This is a genomic window from Vannielia litorea, assembly GCF_018424695.1.
In the GTDB taxonomy this organism is placed as follows: Bacteria; Pseudomonadota; Alphaproteobacteria; order Rhodobacterales; family Rhodobacteraceae; genus Vannielia; species Vannielia litorea_A.
The window spans coordinates 1-17,804 of record NZ_QTNQ01000056.1 but is presented as its reverse complement, the minus strand read 5'-3'; the positions used below and the strand labels follow the sequence as shown (position 1 = coordinate 17,804).

The window sequence follows — 17,804 nt, the reverse complement described above, 5'->3', positions numbered from 1 at the left end:
TTCGCCGTCGTGTCCGCTTGCTGAAGCACGCTCACTCCCTTGTCACCCCGCTCGACAGACTTCGCCGCTGCGCTTAAGTCTTTGTGCATGAAGGCCGTTCTACGCACCACCGACCCGACACAACTTGCATTCGCCAAGGCTCTCCTGACCGGCGAGGATATAACTTGCTTCGAAATGGACGTCCATATGAGCGTGCTCGAGGGCTCGATAGGCGTTTTGCCGCGGCGGCTGATGGTGGCGGATGCCGACCACCAAGATGCGGCCGAGATCCTGCGCGACAACGGGGTGGATGGTGTCGTCGATTGAGCCGCGTTGCGACGGCTTCCTCGGTGGGCGCGTGCAGGCGTGGCAACCCGCAGCAGGCTATCGCGCGGGGGTGGATGCGGTGCTTCTGGCCGCCGCGGTGCCCGCCCGCCCGGGCGACACCGCGCTGGAGCTGGGCGCGGGCGCGGGTGTGGCCAGCCTGTGCCTTGCAACCCGCGTGCCCGGCCTTTCCGTCACGGCGGTGGAGCGCGACCCGGCTTACGCAGCACTGGCCCGGCGCAACAGCGCCGAGAATGGCGCGGGCCTCGAACTGGTCGAGGCGGATCTGACCACGCTCCCCGAGTCCGTGAAAGCGCGCCGCTTCACCCATGTGCTCTTCAACCCGCCCTATTTCGACCGCACGCGGGGCAGCGCCTCGCCCGATGAGGCGCGGGAGGTGGCGATGGGCGAGGAAACGCCGATGGCCACATGGGTCGATGTGGCCGCCCGCAGGATCGCGCCGCTGGGCTGGCTCACGGTGATTCACAGGGCCGAGCGCCTGCCCGAGCTGCTTGCGGCGATGGTCACGCGTGGCGGTTTCGGGGGCCCCACGGTGCTGCCGCTGGCCGGGCGCGTGGGCCGCCCCGCCAGCCGTGTTTTGGTGCAGGCGCGCAAGGGCGGGCGGGCCGAGGCGCGGCTGCTCGCGCCGCTGGTGCTCCACCGCGGCCCGGCCCATGAGCGGGATGGCGAGGATTACACTGACGAGCTGCGCGCGATTCTGCGCAGGGGCACATCGCTGGACCGGCTTCTGTGACAGCTATGTGAAGTTTTAACCCTTTGGTAAGCTTTGGGCTTGACCTTTATCCACACCCGTTTTGCGCGGCACAGGTGACACGACTCGTAATCTGTGCTGCAATCCTCGGGCTCAACTATCACAAGAGAGGAGAAACTCATGTCCGTGACTGCCCATCTTCAGGAGCTCCGTCGCAAACACCAGGTTCTCTCGGAAGAAGTGGAACAAGCGCAACGCAGCCCCGGGGTGAGTGACCTGACCATCGCGGAGATGAAAAAGCAGAAGCTCAAGCTGAAGGAAGAGATCAGCCGCCTCGCGACCTGAGCCAATCTGCGTGCAGGCTGGCCGCGCGGTCAGCACTGCGTCTTTCAAAACCATACAGGCGGAGGCGGCCAGCCACTCGGCCGGCTTCGCCACACCAATGGGGCCATGATTGCCTCGCAGGAGTGTGCGGCGCTACAGGTCTTGCCGCGTCGGGCGCGTGGGGCTGCACTGTCAGGCCAAATCCTCCAGTTCCACCACCCTGAACTCCGGCCCGGGCCGGGGCATCTCGGCGATCCGGGCCTCCATCCAGCCAAGAAAGGCCGCCACCTGAGGGCGGCTCTGCTCGCCATCCCGGCACAGGAGGCGGTACTGGTGGGGCAGGCGCACGGCCAGCGGATAGGGCGCCACGAGCGCGCCGGTTGCCAGCTCGGCATGGGCAAGGGACCAGCGGCCAAGCACCACGCCGGTGCCCGAAACAGCGGCGTCGTTGGCATGGTCGGCATGCGAAAAGCTCGGGCCGTGGCCATCCGGGGGCGGAAGACCGAGCGCGGCGAACATGCGCGGCCAATCCATTGTGTCGGGGCCGAAGGGGTAGCTTTCGGTGTGGATCAGCGTCGCGGTTGCGAGGCGCTCGGGCGTGGGGTGCGCGCGGGCCAGCGCCGGGCTCATCATCGGCATCACCCATTCTTCGATAAGCGCGCCGTTGTAGAGGCCGGGCTCGTCATGATCCGAGAAGCGCACGGCCACATCGACGGCATCGGTGGCCATGTCCATCCGCCGGAGCGAGGCCGAAAAGCTCAGCTCGATTTCGGGATGGGCACGTGCGAAGTCTGGCAACCGGGGCGCCAGCCAGCGGGCGGTGAAGGCGGGCCCGGCGGTGACGGTGAGGCGCGACGGGTCGGTGGCGCGGCGCGCGGCGGCCCACCCCCGGGTGAGGGCGGTGAAGCCCTCGCGCGCGCCGGGTACCAGCGCCCGCCCGGCCTCTGTCAGCTCGACCGCGCGGTTGAGCCGGTGAAACAGGGGCGCGCCGAGATGCGCCTCTAGCGATTTGATCTGGAGCGACAGCGCCTGCGGGGTCACGTGAAGCTCGTCCGCCGCGCGGGCGAAGGACATGTGGCGGGCGGCGGCCTCGAAGGCGCGCAGGGCGTTGAGTGGCGGGAGGTGGGCTGGCATAGGGTAAGAAAAACTTGTCTGAATGGCGAAGAGAACTCGTTTGTCCGGCTCAATGCTTACGAGCATAGTGAAAGCAGATCAGAAAGTCTTGCTCAAAGGAGTGCCTCCCATGCTTCCCTATGCCATCTCCCCCACCCATGAAGCCGCCATGGCCCGTGCCCACCAGCTGAGGGCCGAGGCCTTCAGCGGCCTGTTCCGACGCCTCTTCGGCCAAAGAAAAAGGGCCGCGGATCGCTCCACGGCCCCTCGATGCGGTGTTTCTGCGGCTTAAACGAAGAACTGCGCGCCGTTGGCCGAGATCGTGGAGCCGTTGATGAAGCCCGCGTCGTCGGAGGCGAGGAAGGCCACGCAGCGGGCGATTTCCTCGGGCTCGCCAAGGCGGCCTGCGGGGATCTGGCCGATGATGCTCTCGCGCACCTTTTCCGGCACGGCCATCACCATCTCGGTGGCGATGTAGCCGGGGCAGACCGCGTTGGCGGTGATCCCGGCGCGGGCGCCTTCCTGAGCGAGGCTCTTGATGATCCCAAGGTCGCCCGCCTTGGTGGCAGCGTAGTTGACCTGGGCAAACTGGCCCTTCTGGCCGTTGATCGAGGAAATCACGATCACCCGGCCGAACTTGCGCTCGCGCATGCCGGGCCAGACCGGGTGGACGGTGTTGAACACGCCGGTCAGGTTGGTGTCGATCACCTCTTTCCACTGCTCGGGCGTCATCTTGTGGAAGGGGGCGTCACGGGTGATGCCGGCATTGGCCACCACCACGTCGATCGGGCCGAGGTCGGCCTCGACCTGTTCGATGCCTGCCTTGGAGGCCTCGTAATCGGCCACGTTCCACTTGTAGGTCTTGATGCCCGTGGCCTCGGTGAAGGCCTTGGCCTTCTCATCGTTGCCGGCATAGGTGGCAGCCACCTCGTAACCCTCGGACTTGAGCTTCTTGGAAATGGCTTCCCCGATTCCTCGGGAGCCGCCGGTGACGAGTGCGACGCGGGACATTTGATTCTCCTCCTAGGTATTCGAAATCTTGTTACGCACATGAAATTGGTCGCGCAACTATATTGCGCGACCATTTGCCGTTAATGCGTTACGGACGCTCGAGGCACATGGCCACGCCCATGCCGCCGCCAATGCAGAGGGTGGCGAGGCCCTTCTTGGCGTCGCGGCGCTTCATCTCGAAGAGCAGGGTGTTGAGTACCCGGCAGCCCGAGGCGCCGATGGGGTGGCCGATGGCGATGGCGCCGCCGTTCACGTTCACGATCGAGGGATCCCAGCCCATGTCCTTGTTCACCGCGCAGGCCTGTGCGGCGAAGGCCTCGTTGGCTTCCACCAGGTCGAGGTCGGACACGTTCCACCCGGCCTTTTCCAGCGCCTTGCGGGAGGCGGGGATGGGGCCGGTGCCCATGATCGAGGGGTCGAGCCCGGCGGTGGCGTAGGAGGCGATGCGGGCCAGCGGCTCGATGCCGCGCTTCTCGGCTTCGTCGGCGGTCATCAGCAGCACGGCGGCGGCGCCGTCGTTGAGGCCGCTCGCGTTGGCGGCGGTCACCGAGCCGTCCTTGGTGAAGGCGGGGCGCAGCTTTTGCATCGCTTCCATGGTCGCGCCGTGGCGGATGTATTCATCCTTGTCGACGACGATGTCGCCCTTGCGGGTGGAGATGGTGAAGGCGGCGATCTCGTCGTCGAACTTGCCGGCCTTCTGCGCGGCCTCGGCCTTGTTCTGGGAGGCCACGGCAAACTCGTCCTGCTGATCGCGGCTGATCTGCCACTGCTCGGCTACGTTCTCGGCGGTCTGGCCCATGTGGTAGCCGTTGAAGGCATCCCAGAGGCCATCGCGGATCATGGTGTCGATGTACTTCATGTCGCCCATTTTCTGGCCCTGGCGCAGGCTGGCGCAATGGGGAGACATCGACATGTTTTCCTGCCCGCCGGCGGCGACGATGGCGGCATCGCCGAGCTGGATGTGCTGGGCGCCGAGCGCCACGGCGCGCAGGCCGGAGCCGCACACCTGGTTGATGCCCCAGGCAGCCGCCTCGGTGGGAAGGCCGGCGTTGATATGGGCCTGCCGCGCGGGGTTCTGGCCCTGACCGGCGGTCAGCACCTGGCCGAGGATCGTTTCCGAAACGTCGGCCTTGTCGATGCCGGCCCGCTCGACGATGGCTTCCAGAACGACCCTGCCGAGATCATGGGCGGGGGTGTTGGCGAAGGAGCCGAGGAAGGAGCCCACAGGGGTCCGCGCGGCTGAGGCGATTACGACATTGGTCATGAGACATCCTTTCCCGATGGCTTGGGCGAGGTGTCCGAGACTGCACGAAGTTTCGATCCGACTCCACCCCGCCCGGATCACAGCCATGGGTAGAGCTTTGGCGGGGGTGACGCAAGGGCGGCTTTGCTGCGGTGCGGCAAAATGCTGCGATGCGGCAAAGGCCGCACTTGGGGGTGCGCCATGAATGCGCACCCTACGTGTGGCGCGCCGCCTTCGGGTCGAGAGCGATGGAAGGGCGCCCGACGTGCGCTTTGCGACGCGGGGCATTGCGCCAGGTGCACGAAGAATGCGTATCCTACATATGGAGTGTAGGGTACGCATTCATGGCGTAGCTGCGCGGGGCCGCTACCCGGCCCGGCGCATCCCCTGCGGAAACTCCTTCCACCCCGGCGAGGTGGTGGGGGCGCCGAAATGGTAGCCTTGAAGACAGTCGACACCCAGGGCCGTGAGCGCGGCGGCATCCTCGGCGGTTTCCACGTATTCGGCCACGGTGAACATGTCGAAGTGCCGCGCGATGGAGACCATCGCCTCCACCAGCATCCGGTTGTCGGGGTCATGGGCGATGCCACGGATGAACTGCCCGTCGATCTTGAGCACGTCGAAAAAGAAATCCTTGAAGTAACGGAAGGCCGTGTAGCCCGCGCCGAAATCATCCAGCGCGAAGGCCACGCCCCGGGTTTGCAGATCGAGCATGAAGACAGAGGTGATATCGGGCATCACCATGGCCGAAGCCTCGGTGATCTCGATGATCAGCCGCTCGGCCAGCGTCGGGTCCATCGAAAGGCCGCGTTCCAGCGTCTGCATCCAGCGGGGGTAGCCGATGGAACGGGCCGACATGTTGATGGCGAGTCGCAGGGCCGGGGCCTGGTGCAGCGCGGTCAGCCCCATCTCCAGCGCGAGGCAGTCGATGATCCGGCCGATCTCGTTGGTTTCGCAGGCGCCGATGAACTCCCGCGCGGGAATCACCCGGCCAGTGTCGTCCAGCACCCGGATGAGCCCCTCGTAGAAGGCCGTCTTGCCCGGATCGCTGGCGCGCACGATGGGCTGGTAGGCCAGCATCACGTCGCGCCGTTCAAGCGCGGCGCGCACCATCTTCAGGATATCGGCATCGCGCTGGCGCACGGCTGCCCCAAGCGGGGATTTGTCATTCACCTTGAAGGTGTGCCGCCGCGGTTCTGCTCCGGCCATTGCATGCTCCGTTCTGACAGGTGCGGTCAGGATGCACCTTGCTCTGCTAACAAATGCTGAATATTCGTATTTTGTTCTCATTTTAGGAAAGGTGTGCAGGATGGGTGAGCGCTGCGGATGGGTCGGGCAGGACCAGATCTACATCGACTACCATGACGAGGAGTGGGGCGTGCCCGAATACGATGGCCGCGCGCTCTACGAAAAGCTCATGCTCGATGGGTTTCAGGCCGGGCTTTCATGGATCACCATCCTGAAAAAGCGGGAGAATTTCCGCGCCGCCTTCGAGGGGTTCGAGCCAGCGCGGATTGCCGAATGGGGCGAGGCCGAGATTGCCCGCTGCCTCGCCGATCCGGGCATCGTGCGGCACCGGGGCAAGATCGAGGCGGCGATCGGCAACGCCCGGGGCTGGCTGGAGATCGAGGCGCGGGAGGGGTTTTCGACCTACCTCTGGAACTACGTCGACGGCAGCCCGGTGCAGAATCGCTGGGCCTCGCTGGCGGAGGTGCCAGCAAAGACCCCGGTTTCAGAGGCGATCTCGAAAGACCTGAAAAAACAGGGCTTCCGCTTTGTCGGGCCGACCATCGTTTATGCCTTCATGCAGGCGGTCGGCATGGTGAACGACCATGTGGTGGGCTGCCCGCGCCACGCCGACTGCGCCGCCCTTGGGTGAGGGCGGGCCAAAAGAGATTCGGTGAGTATTTTCAGCAAGAAAATGAACGGGTTGCGCGCTATTCCACCAGCGCTGCGATGATTGCGCGCGCGCTGTCGCTGTTCCATTCCGCATCGCCGGTGAGCCGGGCGACTTCCTGACCCTCGGCATCGAGGATCACCGTCACCGGCAGGCCCAGCACCCCCATGTTGCGGGCAAGCTGCTGGCGCGGGTCGCGGTAGACCGGCAGGTCGGAGAGGCCGATTTCGGTGAGGAAGCGGGTCACCGCGCCTTCGGGGTTGCGGCCCGTGGCCACGGTGACAACCCGCGCGCCCTTGCCCACGAAGGCCTCCCCCAGTTCGGCCAGCGCAGGCATTTCCTTGCGGCAGGGGGCGCACCAGGTGGCCCAGAAGTTCAGCACCACCACCTCACCCTTGAAGTCGGCCAGTGTCACCGGGCCATCGGGGCCGTCGAAGGCCTCGGTCGGCACCGCGCGCGGCTCGGTATGCACGGCCAGCTTTTTCATCGTGCCGTCGCGCAGCGCTTCGATTGCGGCCACGTCGCCCGCCATGGCGCTGCCCGTGTTTGCAGTGATGGCCAGCGCCGTGTAGAGAACCGCGGCAATCAGACGTTTCATTCCCAACTCCTTCAGGCCTGACATGACAGAACCCCAGAACAAAGCCGCCAATGCCATGTGGGGCGGGCGGTTTTCCGCCGGTGTGGACGCGATCATGGAGGCGATAAACGCCTCGATCGGGTTTGACCAGCGGATGGCGAAGCAGGACATCGCGGGCAGCCGCGCCCATGCCGCCATGCTGGCCGAGGCCGGCATCATCTCGGATAGCGATGCCGAGGCGATCCGGGAAGGGCTGCTCACGGTCTTGTCAGAGATCGAAGGCGGGACATTTCAGTTTTCTGCGGCGCTGGAAGACATTCACATGAACGTCGAGGCGCGGCTGGTGGAGCTGATCGGCGACGCGGGCAAGCGCCTGCATACGGGGCGTAGCCGCAACGATCAGGTGGCGCTCGATTTCCGGATGTGGGTGCGCGACCAGTGCGATGCCGCCGTGCCTGCGATCCGCGAGGTGCAGCGCGCTCTGCTGGCGCAGGCTGAGACCGGTGCGGATTGGGTGATGCCGGGCTATACCCACCTACAGGTCGCCCAGCCGGTGACTTGGGGCCACCACATGCTGGCCTATGTCGAGATGCTGGGCCGCGACGTGACCCGCTTTCAGGACGCCCGCGCCCGGATGAACGAATCGCCCCTCGGCGCGGCGGCGCTGGCGGGCACCTCCTTTCCGATCGACCGGGAGGCGACGGCGGCGGCGCTCGGGTTCGACAGGCCGATGGCCAACAGCCTCGATGCGGTGGCCGACCGGGACTTTGCGCTGGAGTTTCTGGCCGCGGCGAGCATCTGCGCGATGCATCTGAGCCGACTCGCCGAAGAGCTGGTGATCTGGTCATCGGCGCAATTCCGCTTTGTCACCATGAGCGACACATGGTCCACCGGCTCCTCGATCATGCCGCAGAAGAAGAACCCCGATGCCGCCGAGCTGATCCGGGGCAAGATCGGGCGCATCCTCGGGGCCAACCTCGGGCTGCTGACGGTGATGAAGGGGCTGCCGCTGACCTATTCCAAGGACATGCAGGAAGACAAGGAAGGCGTGTTCGACGCCGCCGACACGCTGATGCTGGCCCTTGCTGCCATGGCCGGAATGGTCGAGACGATGCAGCCCAACCGCGAGAAACTCGCCGAAGCGGCGGGCACGGGCTTTTCCACCGCCACCGATCTGGCCGACTGGTGCGTGCGGGTGCTGAACCTGCCGTTCCGCGATGCCCACCACGTCACCGGCGCCTTGGTGGCGCTGGCCGAGAAGACCGGGCGCGACCTGCCCGAGCTGACGCTGGAGGAGATGCAGAGCGTGAAGCCCGAGATCACCGAAGATGTCTTCACCGTATTGTCGGTAGACAACTCGGTGGCCTCGCGCACATCCTACGGCGGGACGGCGCCCGACAACGTGCGCGCCCAGATCGCCCGCTGGAAGGAGACACTGGCATGAAGAAACTGATGGCCCTCATCGCCCTGAGCACCCTTGCCGCCTGCGGCGTCGATGGCGCGCCCGAAACCCCGGCCGAGCCTGGAATCACGGTGGGCGGCACGGTGAAGGTGGGCATCACCGGCGGCAGCGGCTGATGCGCGTGCTGGCCCTTCTCGCCCTCGTCGGTCTGGCCGGATGCGCCGGGCCGCAGGGCGACGGGCTGAAGGTGGCCGTGGCGCTGCCGACCAAGGTGCAGAGCGGCGTCGCCGGAGGCAGCCATGCCCCGACGCGTGGCGTTGTCCGGGTGACCGACTGGGAACCCTATGTGATCAACGGAGACGAAACCGATGAACGGCGCTTCTAGGAAGATCCTTGTTGCCGGTGTGCTGGCGCTCTTGCTGGCCGGGTGCAGCGGCGAGCCCAACCCCAACCGCCCGGAGCCGGGGGTGCATTTCCACGGCAAGGTGCAGATGGGCGTGGCCAAGGATGCCGATGGGAATGTTCGCACCGTGACGCGGATCACCGGCTGAGCCGGTTTGCACCGGGCCCGCGCCGTGCAAGGCTGCGGGCATGAGGGTTGCGAGATTTCTCAAACTGCACTGGCGCGGCGAGTTGCCGCTGTGGCAGGCGCTGGCCGGGCCCGTGGCCGGGGCCGCACTTCTCCTCTGGGCGATGAACCGGGCGCTGGCCGACTGGCCGCTGCCCGCGCTGGCGCTGGTGGATGCGCCGCTGGCGATCTGGGCCGTGGTGGGCGCGTTTCGCACCGCCGACAGGGCGCTGCGTGAGGGCGGCGGCTTCATCGCCGGGTTCGCCTGCTACGCCGGGGCGGGCGCGGTGCTGCTGGCCGCGGGCACCACGCTGATTGCCCGGCAGACGCCCGTGCGCACCATCACCGGCGAGAGTCTCAGCCGCCAAGCCGCGCCGTCGGGCCGCCCCATGGCCGAGCTGCCCGAGCAGGAAGGGCGCCTGCGCATCGCTGGAAACATCACCTTTGCCCATTTCAACGCGCTGGAGGCCCGCCTGCCCCGGGGCGGGGTGGAGGTGGTGGAGCTCGACAGCCCCGGCGGAAACATCTACGCCGCCCGCGCGCTGGTGCGGCTGATCGAAGAGGCGGGGCTGGCGACCCACGCCGAGCGCCGCTGCTATTCGGCCTGCACCCTCGTCTTCGCGGCGGGCCGGCTGCGGACGATGGGCGAAGAGGGGGCCTTGGGCTTCCACCGCTACTTCCTTGGCGCCAGCGCCAACTACGGCCCCGTGCGCCACGTGAATGCCGGTGAAGAAGAGGCCCGCGACCGGGCCTATTTCACCCGTCGCGGCGTGGCGCCCGCCTTCCTCGAACGGGCCTATGAAACCCCGCCCGAAGCGCTCTGGCACCCCACCCGCGCCGAACTGGAGGCGGCTGGGCTGCTCACCGATTGATCTGCACGTTGATCTGCCCGCCGCCCTGAAGTAGCAACGCGCGGAAGCGAGCGAGGCTGCGATGGACCATTTTCTCTACAGGGGCGGCGTGCTCCATGCCGAAGACGTGCCGATCCCCGAGATCGCCGCGCAGGTGGGCACACCGTTTTACGTCTATTCCACCGCCACGCTGACGCGGCACTACACTCTCTTCGCCGAGGCGCTCGAAGGCGTGCCGCATTGCATCTGCTTTGCCATGAAGTCCCTCGCCAACCAGGCGGTGCTGACGCTGCTTGGCAAGCTTGGCGCCGGGATGGATGTGGTGTCGGGCGGCGAATATGCCCGTGCCATCGCGGCGGGCATTCCGGGGGAGCGCATCGTGTTTTCGGGCGTCGGTAAGACCCGGGCCGAAATGGCCACGGCGCTGGAAAGCGGCATTCGCCAGTTCAACATCGAGAGCGAGCCGGAGATGGAGGCGCTGTCCGAGGTGGCCTGTGCGATGGGGGCCGAGGCCCCGGTGACGATCCGGGTGAACCCGGATGTGGATGCCAAGACCCACGAGAAAATCTCGACCGGCAAGAAGGGAGACAAGTTCGGCATCCCGATTTCCCGTGCGAAAGAGGCCTATGCCCGCGCCGCCGCGCTGCCCGGCCTGCGGGTGGTGGGGATCGACGTGCATATCGGCTCCCAGCTGACCGACCTCGCCCCCTTCGAGGCGGCCTTCGAAAAGGTGGTGGAGCTCACACACGCCCTGCGGGCCGAGGGCCACACCATCGAACGGCTCGATCTGGGCGGCGGCCTCGGCATTCCCTACGAGCGGAACAACTCCGGCCCGCCCCTGCCCATCGAGTACGGCGCGATGATCAAGCGCGTCACCGAAGGGCTGGGCGTTGAGGTGGAAATCGAGCCGGGTCGGCTGATTTCGGGCAACGCGGGCATGCTGGTGTCGAGCGTGATCTACGAGAAGGACGGCGACGGCACCGATTTTCTCATCCTAGATGCGGCGATGAACGATCTGCTGCGGCCTGCCATGTATGGCGCGCATCACGATATCGTGCCGGTGATCGAACCCGCGCCGGGCGTGGAGCAACGCAGCTATGACGTGGTCGGGCCGGTCTGCGAATCCGGCGATACCTTCGCCAAGCGCCGCAGCCTGCCGCCGCTGAAGGCGGGCGACCTTGTGGGCTTCCGCTCTGCCGGGGCCTATGGCGCGGTGATGTCGAGCGAATACAACGGCAGGCCGCTCATCCCCGAGGTGCTCGTGAGCGGCGATAACTTTGCCGTCATTCGCGAGAGACCGACCTTTGACGAAATGATTGCGCGCGATAAGGTTCCTTCATGGGTGTAGGCCATGCTGGCCGCGCCTGACGCCGACTCCTGACCGCAACGGAGGGTCATGGACCCGAATGCCGTCCGCTCCCGCGCCCTGAAGCGCCTGATGAAGCCCCTTCAGCTGACGCGGATGGGGATGATTGCCGAACGCGCGGTGCGCAGCTTCTGGCGTGTCTGGACGTTGCTCTTTGCCGCCGCCGCCGCGCTCGCCTTCGGCGCGCATGATGCGCTGCCGCCCGAGGGCGTGTGGATTGTCGGCGGTATCTGGATCATCGCTTTCGTCTCCGCCATCGGCCTCGGCTTTCGCGCCTATCACCGGCCTTCGGGCAAGGAGGTCGTCGCGCGGCTCGATGCCACCATGCCGGGCCGCCCGATCAAGGCGCTGTCGGACAAGCAGGCCATCGGCGCGGGCGATTTCGGCTCCGAGGCGGTGTGGAACGCCCATGTCGAGCGGATGGCCGCGCGGATCGAAGGCGCGCGGGCCGTGCGCCCCGACCTGCGCATTGCCGACCGTGACCCTTATGCCCTGCGCTACGCCGCGCTCGGCGCGTTGGTGACGGCGCTGCTCTTCGGCTCGCTCTGGCGGATCACCTCGCTCGACGATGCCGCCGGGGCCGGGCCGGGCGCCGCACTGGCCGCCGGGCCAAGCTGGGAAGGCTGGATCGAGCCGCCCGCCTATACCGGCAAGCCTTCGCTTTACCTCAACGATATCGAACAGGCCGAGTTCACCGTGCCCGAGGGCTCTGAGGTGACGATACGCCTCTACGGCGAGGTCGGCGCGCTTTCGGTGACAGAAACGGTGTCGGGCACCGCGCCCGCTGCGGAAGAACCCGCTCCAGCCGAAGAGGCCTCCGCACAGGCGGGCGATGAGGCGACGCCCGAAGCTGTGGACGACGGCGTGCGCAGCTTTGCCGTCAACGGCTCCGGCCAAATCGAGATCGACGGCTCTGGCGGGCGCAGCTGGACGGTGCTGATTTCGCCCGATACCGCGCCGCGCGTCGAGCTGGTGGGCAACGTGGACAAGTCCGCCATGGGCGAGTTGCAACAGCGCTTCCGGGCAGAGGACGATTACGGCGTGGTGGCCGGCTCGGCCCGCATCACGCTGGATGAGGGCGCGCTGGATCGTCGCTATGGCCTCGTGGCCGATCCCGAGCCGCGCGAGCCCGTGGTGCTCGATCTGCCGATGACCATTTCGGGCAACCGCGCGAGCTTCGAGGAAACCCTGATCGACGATCTCTCCAAGCATCCCTGGGCCAACCTGCCCGTGGTGATGCAGATGACCGTCGAAGATGCCAATGGCCAGCAGGGGCGCAGCGAAACGCGCGCTATGCTGTTGCCCGGTCGCCGTTTCTTCGACCCGGCGGCGGCGGCACTGGTCGAGCTGCGCCGGGATCTGCTCTGGAGCCGCGACAATGCGCATCGCACCGCGCAGATCCTGCGGACCCTCACCTGGAAGCCCGCCTCGGCCCTCGCCCAGCCGCGCACCTACCTTCAGGTGCGCATGGTGCTGCGGCGGCTTGAGGCCGAGGGCGCCAGCCTCACCGAAGCCACCCGCGACGAGCTGGCCGAGGCGCTCTGGGAAATCGCCGTGCGGATCGAGGAGGGCACGCTCTCTAACGCGCTCGAGCGGCTGCGGCAGGCGCAGGAGCGGCTGAACGAGGCCATTCGCAACGGCGCCTCCGACGAGGAAATCGCCCAGCTGATGGAAGAGATGCGCCAGGCGATGCAGGATTACATGCGCCAGCTGGCCCAGCAGCAACAGCAGAACCCGGGCCAGCAGCAGCAGGGGCAGCAGGGCGAGACGATGGAGCTCTCGCAGCAGGATTTGCAGGACATGCTCGACAAGCTCGAAGAGCTGATGCAGCAGGGCCGCACCGCCGAGGCGCAGGAGCTGCTGAACCAGCTCATGGAGATGATGCAGAACATGCAGGTCACCCAGGGCCAGGGCGGGCAGGGGCAGCAGAGCCCCGGCGAGCAGGCCATGGAAGGGCTGGCCGAAACGCTGCGCGACCAGCAGGGCCTGTCCGACGAGGCGTTCCGCGATCTGCAGGAGCAGTTCAATCCCAACGCCCAGCAGGGCGAGAGCGGGCAGAACCAGGGCCGCAACGGCAACCAGGGCCGTGGCGAGAGCCATGAGCAGGGCCAGAACCAGCAGGGCGGGCAGGGCGACAACCCCGAGGGCCGCCCCGGCGAGGGCGGCGAGCCCGACCAGCGCAGCCTGGCCCAGCGTCAGCGCGAGCTGCGCCGCGAGCTGGAGCGCCAGCGCGGCCAGCTGCCCGGTGCGGGCACCGAGCAGGGCGACGCCGCCCGCCGCTCGCTCGACGAGGCGGGCCGCGCGATGGACCGCGCCGAGGAGAGCCTCGAGCAGGGCGATCTCGCCGAGGCGATCGACAACCAGTCCCAGGCGATGGAACGGCTCCGCGAGGGCATGCGCTCGCTCGGCGAGGCGATGGCCGAAGAGCGCCGCCAGCAGCAGGGCGGGCAGGGCGAGAACGTCGGGAGGGCCGACCCGAACGGCCGCCGCGATCCGCTTGGCCGCGACCGTGGCTCCGAGGGCCCGCTCGGCACCGAGGAGCACATGTTGCAGGGCGATGACGTCTACCGCCGCGCCCGCGACCTGCTCGATGAGATCCGCCGCCGCTCCTCCGAACAGGGCCGTCCGGACGTGGAACTGGAATACCTGCGCCGCCTGCTGGAGCGGTTCTGAGCCGCTTCCCGAACGGCGCGCACGGGCCGGACCTCATTCAGCTCCCGCCGCGTGGCTCAATCAGCGCTTCGACAGACCGGATAGGATGCGGCCAGACCGCAGGAAGCCGCGCCCGCCGGGACAATCCTGATCTGGTTCTGCTTGATTTGTGCACCCTCGTGCAAAGGGGCAGGGCGGTCAGTCAGGGAGGCGCCTCAACCGTGCTGTTGCTTGCCTGATCCTGATGGCGTGCCGTTGCACGGCTTCCCCATGCTCCTCGTGCAGCAGGGCAGGGCGGTCAGTCGTAAACGCCGCCCCGGTCGACCCGCTTGGAAAACGCGGTCTCTCCGCCCTCGGCCAGCGTCCTGGCCTGCTCGACCCAGTTGTCGCGGGTGACGCGGCCCTTGAAACCTTCGAGATTGGCGTTCACCCAGGCCACCTCGTCTGCGGTCCAACTGGCGATCTGATCATAGTGATAGAAGCCCATGCCGTGCAGCAGGCTCTCCAGCTTCTTGCCGATGCCCTTGATCTTCTTCAGGTCGTCCGGCCCGCCCTCGCGCGGTTCATCCAGCGTGGCGGGGGCAGTGCCCTCTTCGGTGCCTTCGCGCACCCCGTCGCCGTCGAAGTCGGGCGTGGTCTCTTCCACCGGCTCGGCGGGGGTGCCTGAGGTTTCATCGAAGGCGCGAATCTCGTCATCCTCGGCCTCGAAGGCGGGCAGCGGGGCGGTGAAGGCGGCCTCGCCGCGCAACTCGTCCAGCTCGGCCTCCATCTCCTTCATCCGGGCGTCCTTCTTCTCGCCGTCCGAGCGGCAGCGGTCCAGCCGGGTGATCAGCTCGTCGCGCTCGCCGCGCAGCCGGTGCTCATTGGCGCGGGCCTGGTCGAAGGCCACCTTGTCGACCTCCTCGCCCGAGGCCTCCGCCACCGGCTCGGATTTGCCCCAGAAGACCCAGCCGGCCACCAGCCCCACCAGCGCGGCCAGGATCAGCAGCAGCCAGATTTCGGTGAGCAGAAAGCCCCAGTTCTGAAACATCTCGCGTCCTTCTCTACTCTCGCCATTCGAGGGTGGTGCGCCGGTTCTGCGCACGGCCCTCGGCGGTGTCATTCCCGGCCAGAGGCCGGTCGGCGCCGTAGCCCACGGAGTCCAGCGCCGCGTTCGGCACGCCGCGCGCCGCCAGCGCCGCGGCCACAACCTCGGCCCTTCGCTGGCTCAGCGCCCTGTTGCTCTCGGGGTTGCCGGTGGCATCGGTGTGCCCGCCCAGCTCCAGCTCCAGCCCGGCTTCGGCGCAGGCCAGCGCCACAGCGGCCACCCGGTTGACCGCGCGGAACGAGGCCGCATCGAGCCGGAACGCGCCGGTCACGAAGCCGATGCCGCCTTGGGCCAGCGCCTCGGTGGTGGCGGCGTTGCAGCCGTCCACCGTTGTCTCGATCCCCTCCACCACCGGCAGCCATACCCCGCCGGACAGCCGCTGATCGGTGCCCAGCGCGGGGTTTGCCCGCCGGTCGCCCTCTACGCCCTCGGGCGTGGCCACGGCGAGCGTGACCGCGCCGCCCAGCGCCTCGGCCAGCCGCGCCTCCAGCAGGTCGCCGTCCACGCCCGGGCTGGCGGTGATATTGGCGCTCACCTCTCCGCCCTCGTCGAGCCGCAGCTCTGCGGCCTCAAGGTCAGCCATCCAAGGCGCCAGTGCGGCGAGCGCCGCCTGCATCGCCTCGGCGCCGCTGTCGTCCTCGCGGCTCTGGCCGGGCGTGCCCTCCAGCCTGTCCAGCCCCACCAGTCCGGCAATCTCGGGCGGGGTCAACCCGGCGGGAAGCTTGCCACTCAGCGCGCCGCCCCCGGCCACGCTGTAGGAAAAGGTGAAGGCGGGCGGCGTGCCGTCATCCACGAGGTCGAGTGCCAGCATGGGCGAAAAGCCGTCTGGCAGGGCAGTGAGCGCGGCCTCGGCCTCGGCGGCGGCCTCCGGGTCATCGGCCTCGCCTTCCAGCTCCACCACGCCCGTGCGGATCGTGACGCGCCCGGTGTTCAGCACCGAAAGCGCGGCGAGGCCGGGGGGCACCGCATCGGCAAAGCCATGGGCCTCGCCGCCGATCCGGGCAACGGCAATCTCGCCCGTCTCCAGCGCCTCAACCCCTGCGGCGGCGGCATAGTCGAAGCCTTCCAGCACCGCGGGCACCTTGCCCGACGCGCGCCAGGCGCCCTCCACCGTTTTCTGCACTTCCAGCGCGAAGGGCGCGCCGTCGTCTTCCACGTCAATTTGCACCGACAAGGGCAGGCTTCCGGTCACCGGGGCCAGGGCTGCCTCGGCCTCGGCGGCCTCCTCGGGCGTCGGTGCGAGCGCCACGAAGGACAGGCCCTCGGCCCCCAGCTCCACCTCCGCGGTCTTCATCGGGGCCACGGCGCGCAAGGCGGCGCGGGCGGCGAGGGTGAAGCCCTCTTCCTCCCCGCCGATCCGGGCCACGGCCAGTTCGCCCCGCGGGGCCTGCCCGGCGAGCGCGGCGAGGTCATCCTCGGCCATGGCGGCGGGCAGCTTGCCGGAGGCCTGAAGCCCGCTCGTAGACTTGCGCAGGCTGAGCGAGAAGGGCTTGCCATCGTCGTTCAGCTCCAGCTCCACCAGCGGGGTTACGCCCTCCGGCAGCCCGTCCAGCTCGGCCCGGGCCGCGGCGGCGGCGTCTGGGTTGGCCGCAAGGCCGGTCAGCGCCAGCGTCTGGCCCTCGATCCGCAGGCGCCCGCGCATCAGCTGCGCCAGCGCCGCCATGCCCGCTTGGGCCATGCCGGCAAAATCCGCCTCGCCCTGGCCGATCCGGGCCACGGTGATATCGCCCGCCACCGGCGCGCCAAAGGCGGTGTCGAGATCCAGCGGGTCGACCGCGAGCGGCAGCTTGCCACCCTGCCATGTCGCGTTGCCATCCTCGGCCTCGATGTCGAGTGCGAAGGGCTTGCCATCGTCGAGCGTGGTGATCTCCACCTCCGCCGTCCAGCCCTCGGGCAGGGCAAAGAGTGGCGCCTCCGCGGCGGCCTGGGCATCGGGCGCCTCGGCCTCGCCGCTCAGGCGGATCACCTGCCCCTCCAGCGCAACCTCGCCGCGCAGCAGCGGGGCCAGGGCTGCCGGGGCGGCAAGGGCGGCCTCGCCCCAACCTTCCGGCGCGCCTGCGGCCAGCGTAAGCCCGCCCGCCGCCTCGGCGCCGATGTCCTCGGCGAGGGCCTCGCGCAGCGTCTCCGTGGGCACGTTGCCCTCCCAGACCGGCCCGCCGGGGCCCTTGGCGCCGCGCAGGGTGAAGGGGGCGGCAACCGGCAGTATCCGGGCCTCGGAGCGCACCACGCGGCGGCCGGGCACCCTGTCGAGCGCGGCCATGACCCGGGCATGCTCCGCCTCGCCATCGGCAATGCCGGAGAGCACGATGTCGCGGCCCCGGGCCCGGGCCTCAAGCCCGTGGACAGAGCCTTGCACGGCGGCAGCCGCCTGTTCGTTTACACGGTCTTCGATGGAATGGGCCGGACGTGCCCCGGCATAGAGCCCCAGCACGAGCACGCCGCCTACCAGAATTGCTCCGCCCAAGAGCCTGCGCACGTTTCAAAATCTCCCGGTTCTCAAATCTACGCCTCGGCGTGGCCGCATGGTGCCCGATGGCCGCCCCCGAGTGCAAGGCCAAAGCCCACGCCGGGCTGGCCCCAGGGCCCCTGCCGGGCAAGCGCCGCGCGTCACCTGGAGGTAGATCATCCCCTCTTCCAGACCGTTCTTCGCAATCAGCTCGCGGTGAATGCCCAGCAGCTCCTCCTCGGTGCAGGGCGG

18 protein-coding genes and 1 pseudogene are annotated in these 17,804 nt (G+C 68.1%); 11 read left to right on the top strand and 8 right to left on the bottom strand.

Features of this window, described 5'->3' with window-relative positions:
- Positions 1–87: 87 nt before the first annotated feature.
- The 3 genes from DYI42_RS16665 (at position 88) to DYI42_RS16655 (ending at position 1,360) form a co-directional block, all read left to right on the top strand.
- Complete coding sequence (locus tag DYI42_RS16665) at positions 88–306, top strand: putative signal transducing protein (RefSeq protein ID WP_213547225.1); 219 nt, start codon at positions 88–90, stop codon at positions 304–306.
- A gap of 31 nt (positions 307–337) precedes the next feature.
- Positions 338–1,057, top strand: a complete 720-nt coding sequence (locus DYI42_RS16660) for a tRNA1(Val) (adenine(37)-N6)-methyltransferase (protein WP_342344678.1) — start codon at positions 338–340, stop codon at positions 1,055–1,057.
- A gap of 138 nt (positions 1,058–1,195) precedes the next feature.
- Entirely contained in the window at positions 1,196–1,360 is a 165-nt protein-coding gene (locus tag DYI42_RS16655; RefSeq protein WP_213547221.1) for a YdcH family protein, read from the top strand.
- A gap of 171 nt (positions 1,361–1,531) precedes the next feature.
- On the opposite strand, the gene gcvA is transcribed toward DYI42_RS16655, so the two are convergent.
- The 4 genes from gcvA to DYI42_RS16635 form a co-directional block, all read right to left on the bottom strand.
- Positions 1,532–2,473 carry a transcriptional regulator GcvA gene (gcvA, locus tag DYI42_RS16650; protein WP_213547219.1) on the bottom strand — a complete coding sequence of 314 codons (942 nt, stop codon included), beginning with the start codon at positions 2,471–2,473 and terminating at the stop codon, positions 1,532–1,534.
- A gap of 267 nt (positions 2,474–2,740) precedes the next feature.
- The gene (gene phbB / locus DYI42_RS16645) at positions 2,741–3,463 is read right to left on the bottom strand and encodes an acetoacetyl-CoA reductase (protein WP_213547217.1); all 723 of its coding nucleotides are present in this window, start codon (positions 3,461–3,463) and stop codon (positions 2,741–2,743) included.
- Between the two features lie 88 nt (positions 3,464–3,551).
- Complete coding sequence (locus DYI42_RS16640) at positions 3,552–4,727, bottom strand: acetyl-CoA C-acetyltransferase (protein ID WP_213547215.1); 1,176 nt, start codon at positions 4,725–4,727, stop codon at positions 3,552–3,554.
- Positions 4,728–5,072: 345 nt separating this feature from the next.
- A complete protein-coding gene (locus tag DYI42_RS16635; protein ID WP_213547213.1) occupies positions 5,073–5,915 on the bottom strand; it encodes an EAL domain-containing protein in 843 nt (280 codons plus the stop codon).
- 100 nt (positions 5,916–6,015) lie between these two features.
- Here DYI42_RS16635 and DYI42_RS16630 point away from each other — a divergent pair, with 100 nt between their 5' ends.
- Positions 6,016–6,585, top strand: a complete 570-nt coding sequence (locus tag DYI42_RS16630) for a DNA-3-methyladenine glycosylase I (protein WP_213547211.1) — start codon at positions 6,016–6,018, stop codon at positions 6,583–6,585.
- A gap of 58 nt (positions 6,586–6,643) precedes the next feature.
- On the opposite strand, the gene DYI42_RS16625 is transcribed toward DYI42_RS16630, so the two are convergent.
- On the bottom strand, positions 6,644–7,201 hold the full coding sequence (locus DYI42_RS16625) for a TlpA family protein disulfide reductase (protein ID WP_213547209.1): 558 nt from the start codon (positions 7,199–7,201) through the stop codon (positions 6,644–6,646).
- A gap of 22 nt (positions 7,202–7,223) precedes the next feature.
- On the opposite strand from DYI42_RS16625, the gene argH reads away from it, so the two are divergent.
- The 7 genes from argH (at position 7,224) to DYI42_RS16590 (ending at position 14,040) form a co-directional block, all read left to right on the top strand.
- Positions 7,224–8,624, top strand: coding sequence for an argininosuccinate lyase (argH, locus tag DYI42_RS16620; RefSeq protein WP_213547207.1), 1,401 nt, complete (start codon positions 7,224–7,226; stop codon positions 8,622–8,624).
- A complete protein-coding gene (locus DYI42_RS16615; protein ID WP_213547205.1) occupies positions 8,621–8,758 on the top strand; it encodes an argininosuccinate lyase in 138 nt (45 codons plus the stop codon). The genes argH and DYI42_RS16615 overlap by 4 nt, the downstream gene beginning before the upstream one ends.
- On the top strand, positions 8,758–8,967 hold the full coding sequence (locus DYI42_RS16610) for a hypothetical protein (protein WP_213547203.1): 210 nt from the start codon (positions 8,758–8,760) through the stop codon (positions 8,965–8,967). The genes DYI42_RS16615 and DYI42_RS16610 overlap by 1 nt, the downstream gene beginning before the upstream one ends.
- Positions 8,951–9,133 (top strand): hypothetical protein, encoded by a 183-nt coding sequence (locus tag DYI42_RS16605; RefSeq protein WP_213547201.1) that lies wholly within the window; start codon positions 8,951–8,953, stop codon positions 9,131–9,133. The genes DYI42_RS16610 and DYI42_RS16605 overlap by 17 nt, the downstream gene beginning before the upstream one ends.
- A 40-nt stretch (positions 9,134–9,173) precedes the next feature.
- On the top strand, positions 9,174–10,022 hold the full coding sequence (locus tag DYI42_RS16600; RefSeq protein ID WP_213547199.1) for a hypothetical protein: 849 nt from the start codon (positions 9,174–9,176) through the stop codon (positions 10,020–10,022).
- A gap of 61 nt (positions 10,023–10,083) precedes the next feature.
- Positions 10,084–11,349, top strand: coding sequence for a diaminopimelate decarboxylase (gene lysA, locus DYI42_RS16595; RefSeq protein WP_213547197.1), 1,266 nt, complete (start codon positions 10,084–10,086; stop codon positions 11,347–11,349).
- Between the two features lie 90 nt (positions 11,350–11,439).
- On the top strand, positions 11,440–14,040 hold the full coding sequence (locus DYI42_RS16590) for a TIGR02302 family protein (protein ID WP_244867980.1): 2,601 nt from the start codon (positions 11,440–11,442) through the stop codon (positions 14,038–14,040).
- A 277-nt stretch (positions 14,041–14,317) separates the two neighbouring features.
- Here the strand turns inward: DYI42_RS16590 and DYI42_RS16585 are convergent, their stop codons facing one another.
- The 3 genes and pseudogenes from DYI42_RS16585 to DYI42_RS24320 all read right to left on the bottom strand — a co-directional run.
- Positions 14,318–15,049, bottom strand: a complete 732-nt coding sequence (locus DYI42_RS16585; RefSeq protein WP_213547194.1) for a hypothetical protein — start codon at positions 15,047–15,049, stop codon at positions 14,318–14,320.
- A 13-nt stretch (positions 15,050–15,062) separates the two neighbouring features.
- Positions 15,063–17,570, bottom strand: coding sequence for an OmpA family protein (locus tag DYI42_RS16580; RefSeq protein ID WP_213547193.1), 2,508 nt, complete (start codon positions 17,568–17,570; stop codon positions 15,063–15,065).
- A 132-nt stretch (positions 17,571–17,702) separates the two neighbouring features.
- Positions 17,703–17,804: pseudogene (locus tag DYI42_RS24320) on the bottom strand (D-amino acid aminotransferase); the annotation flags it as partial.

What these genes read in the sequence shown, in the direction of transcription:
- DYI42_RS16665 (WP_213547225.1), top strand. Translation starts at nt 88, where the DNA reads ATGAAGGCCGTTCTACGCACCACCGACCCGACACAACTTGCATTCGCC.
- DYI42_RS16655 (WP_213547221.1), top strand. Translation starts at nt 1,196, where the DNA reads ATGTCCGTGACTGCCCATCTTCAGGAGCTCCGTCGCAAACACCAGGTT.
- gcvA (WP_213547219.1), bottom strand. Translation starts at nt 2,473, where the DNA reads ATGCCAGCCCACCTCCCGCCACTCAACGCCCTGCGCGCCTTCGAGGCC.
- phbB (WP_213547217.1), bottom strand. Translation starts at nt 3,463, where the DNA reads ATGTCCCGCGTCGCACTCGTCACCGGCGGCTCCCGAGGAATCGGGGAA.
- DYI42_RS16640 (WP_213547215.1), bottom strand. Translation starts at nt 4,727, where the DNA reads ATGACCAATGTCGTAATCGCCTCAGCCGCGCGGACCCCTGTGGGCTCC.
- DYI42_RS16635 (WP_213547213.1), bottom strand. Translation starts at nt 5,915, where the DNA reads ATGGCCGGAGCAGAACCGCGGCGGCACACCTTCAAGGTGAATGACAAA.
- DYI42_RS16630 (WP_213547211.1), top strand. Translation starts at nt 6,016, where the DNA reads ATGGGTGAGCGCTGCGGATGGGTCGGGCAGGACCAGATCTACATCGAC.
- DYI42_RS16625 (WP_213547209.1), bottom strand. Translation starts at nt 7,201, where the DNA reads ATGAAACGTCTGATTGCCGCGGTTCTCTACACGGCGCTGGCCATCACT.
- argH (WP_213547207.1), top strand. Translation starts at nt 7,224, where the DNA reads ATGACAGAACCCCAGAACAAAGCCGCCAATGCCATGTGGGGCGGGCGG.
- DYI42_RS16615 (WP_213547205.1), top strand. Translation starts at nt 8,621, where the DNA reads ATGAAGAAACTGATGGCCCTCATCGCCCTGAGCACCCTTGCCGCCTGC.
- DYI42_RS16610 (WP_213547203.1), top strand. Translation starts at nt 8,758, where the DNA reads ATGCGCGTGCTGGCCCTTCTCGCCCTCGTCGGTCTGGCCGGATGCGCC.
- DYI42_RS16605 (WP_213547201.1), top strand. Translation starts at nt 8,951, where the DNA reads ATGAACGGCGCTTCTAGGAAGATCCTTGTTGCCGGTGTGCTGGCGCTC.
- DYI42_RS16600 (WP_213547199.1), top strand. Translation starts at nt 9,174, where the DNA reads ATGAGGGTTGCGAGATTTCTCAAACTGCACTGGCGCGGCGAGTTGCCG.
- lysA (WP_213547197.1), top strand. Translation starts at nt 10,084, where the DNA reads ATGGACCATTTTCTCTACAGGGGCGGCGTGCTCCATGCCGAAGACGTG.
- DYI42_RS16590 (WP_244867980.1), top strand. Translation starts at nt 11,440, where the DNA reads ATGAAGCCCCTTCAGCTGACGCGGATGGGGATGATTGCCGAACGCGCG.
- DYI42_RS16585 (WP_213547194.1), bottom strand. Translation starts at nt 15,049, where the DNA reads ATGTTTCAGAACTGGGGCTTTCTGCTCACCGAAATCTGGCTGCTGCTG.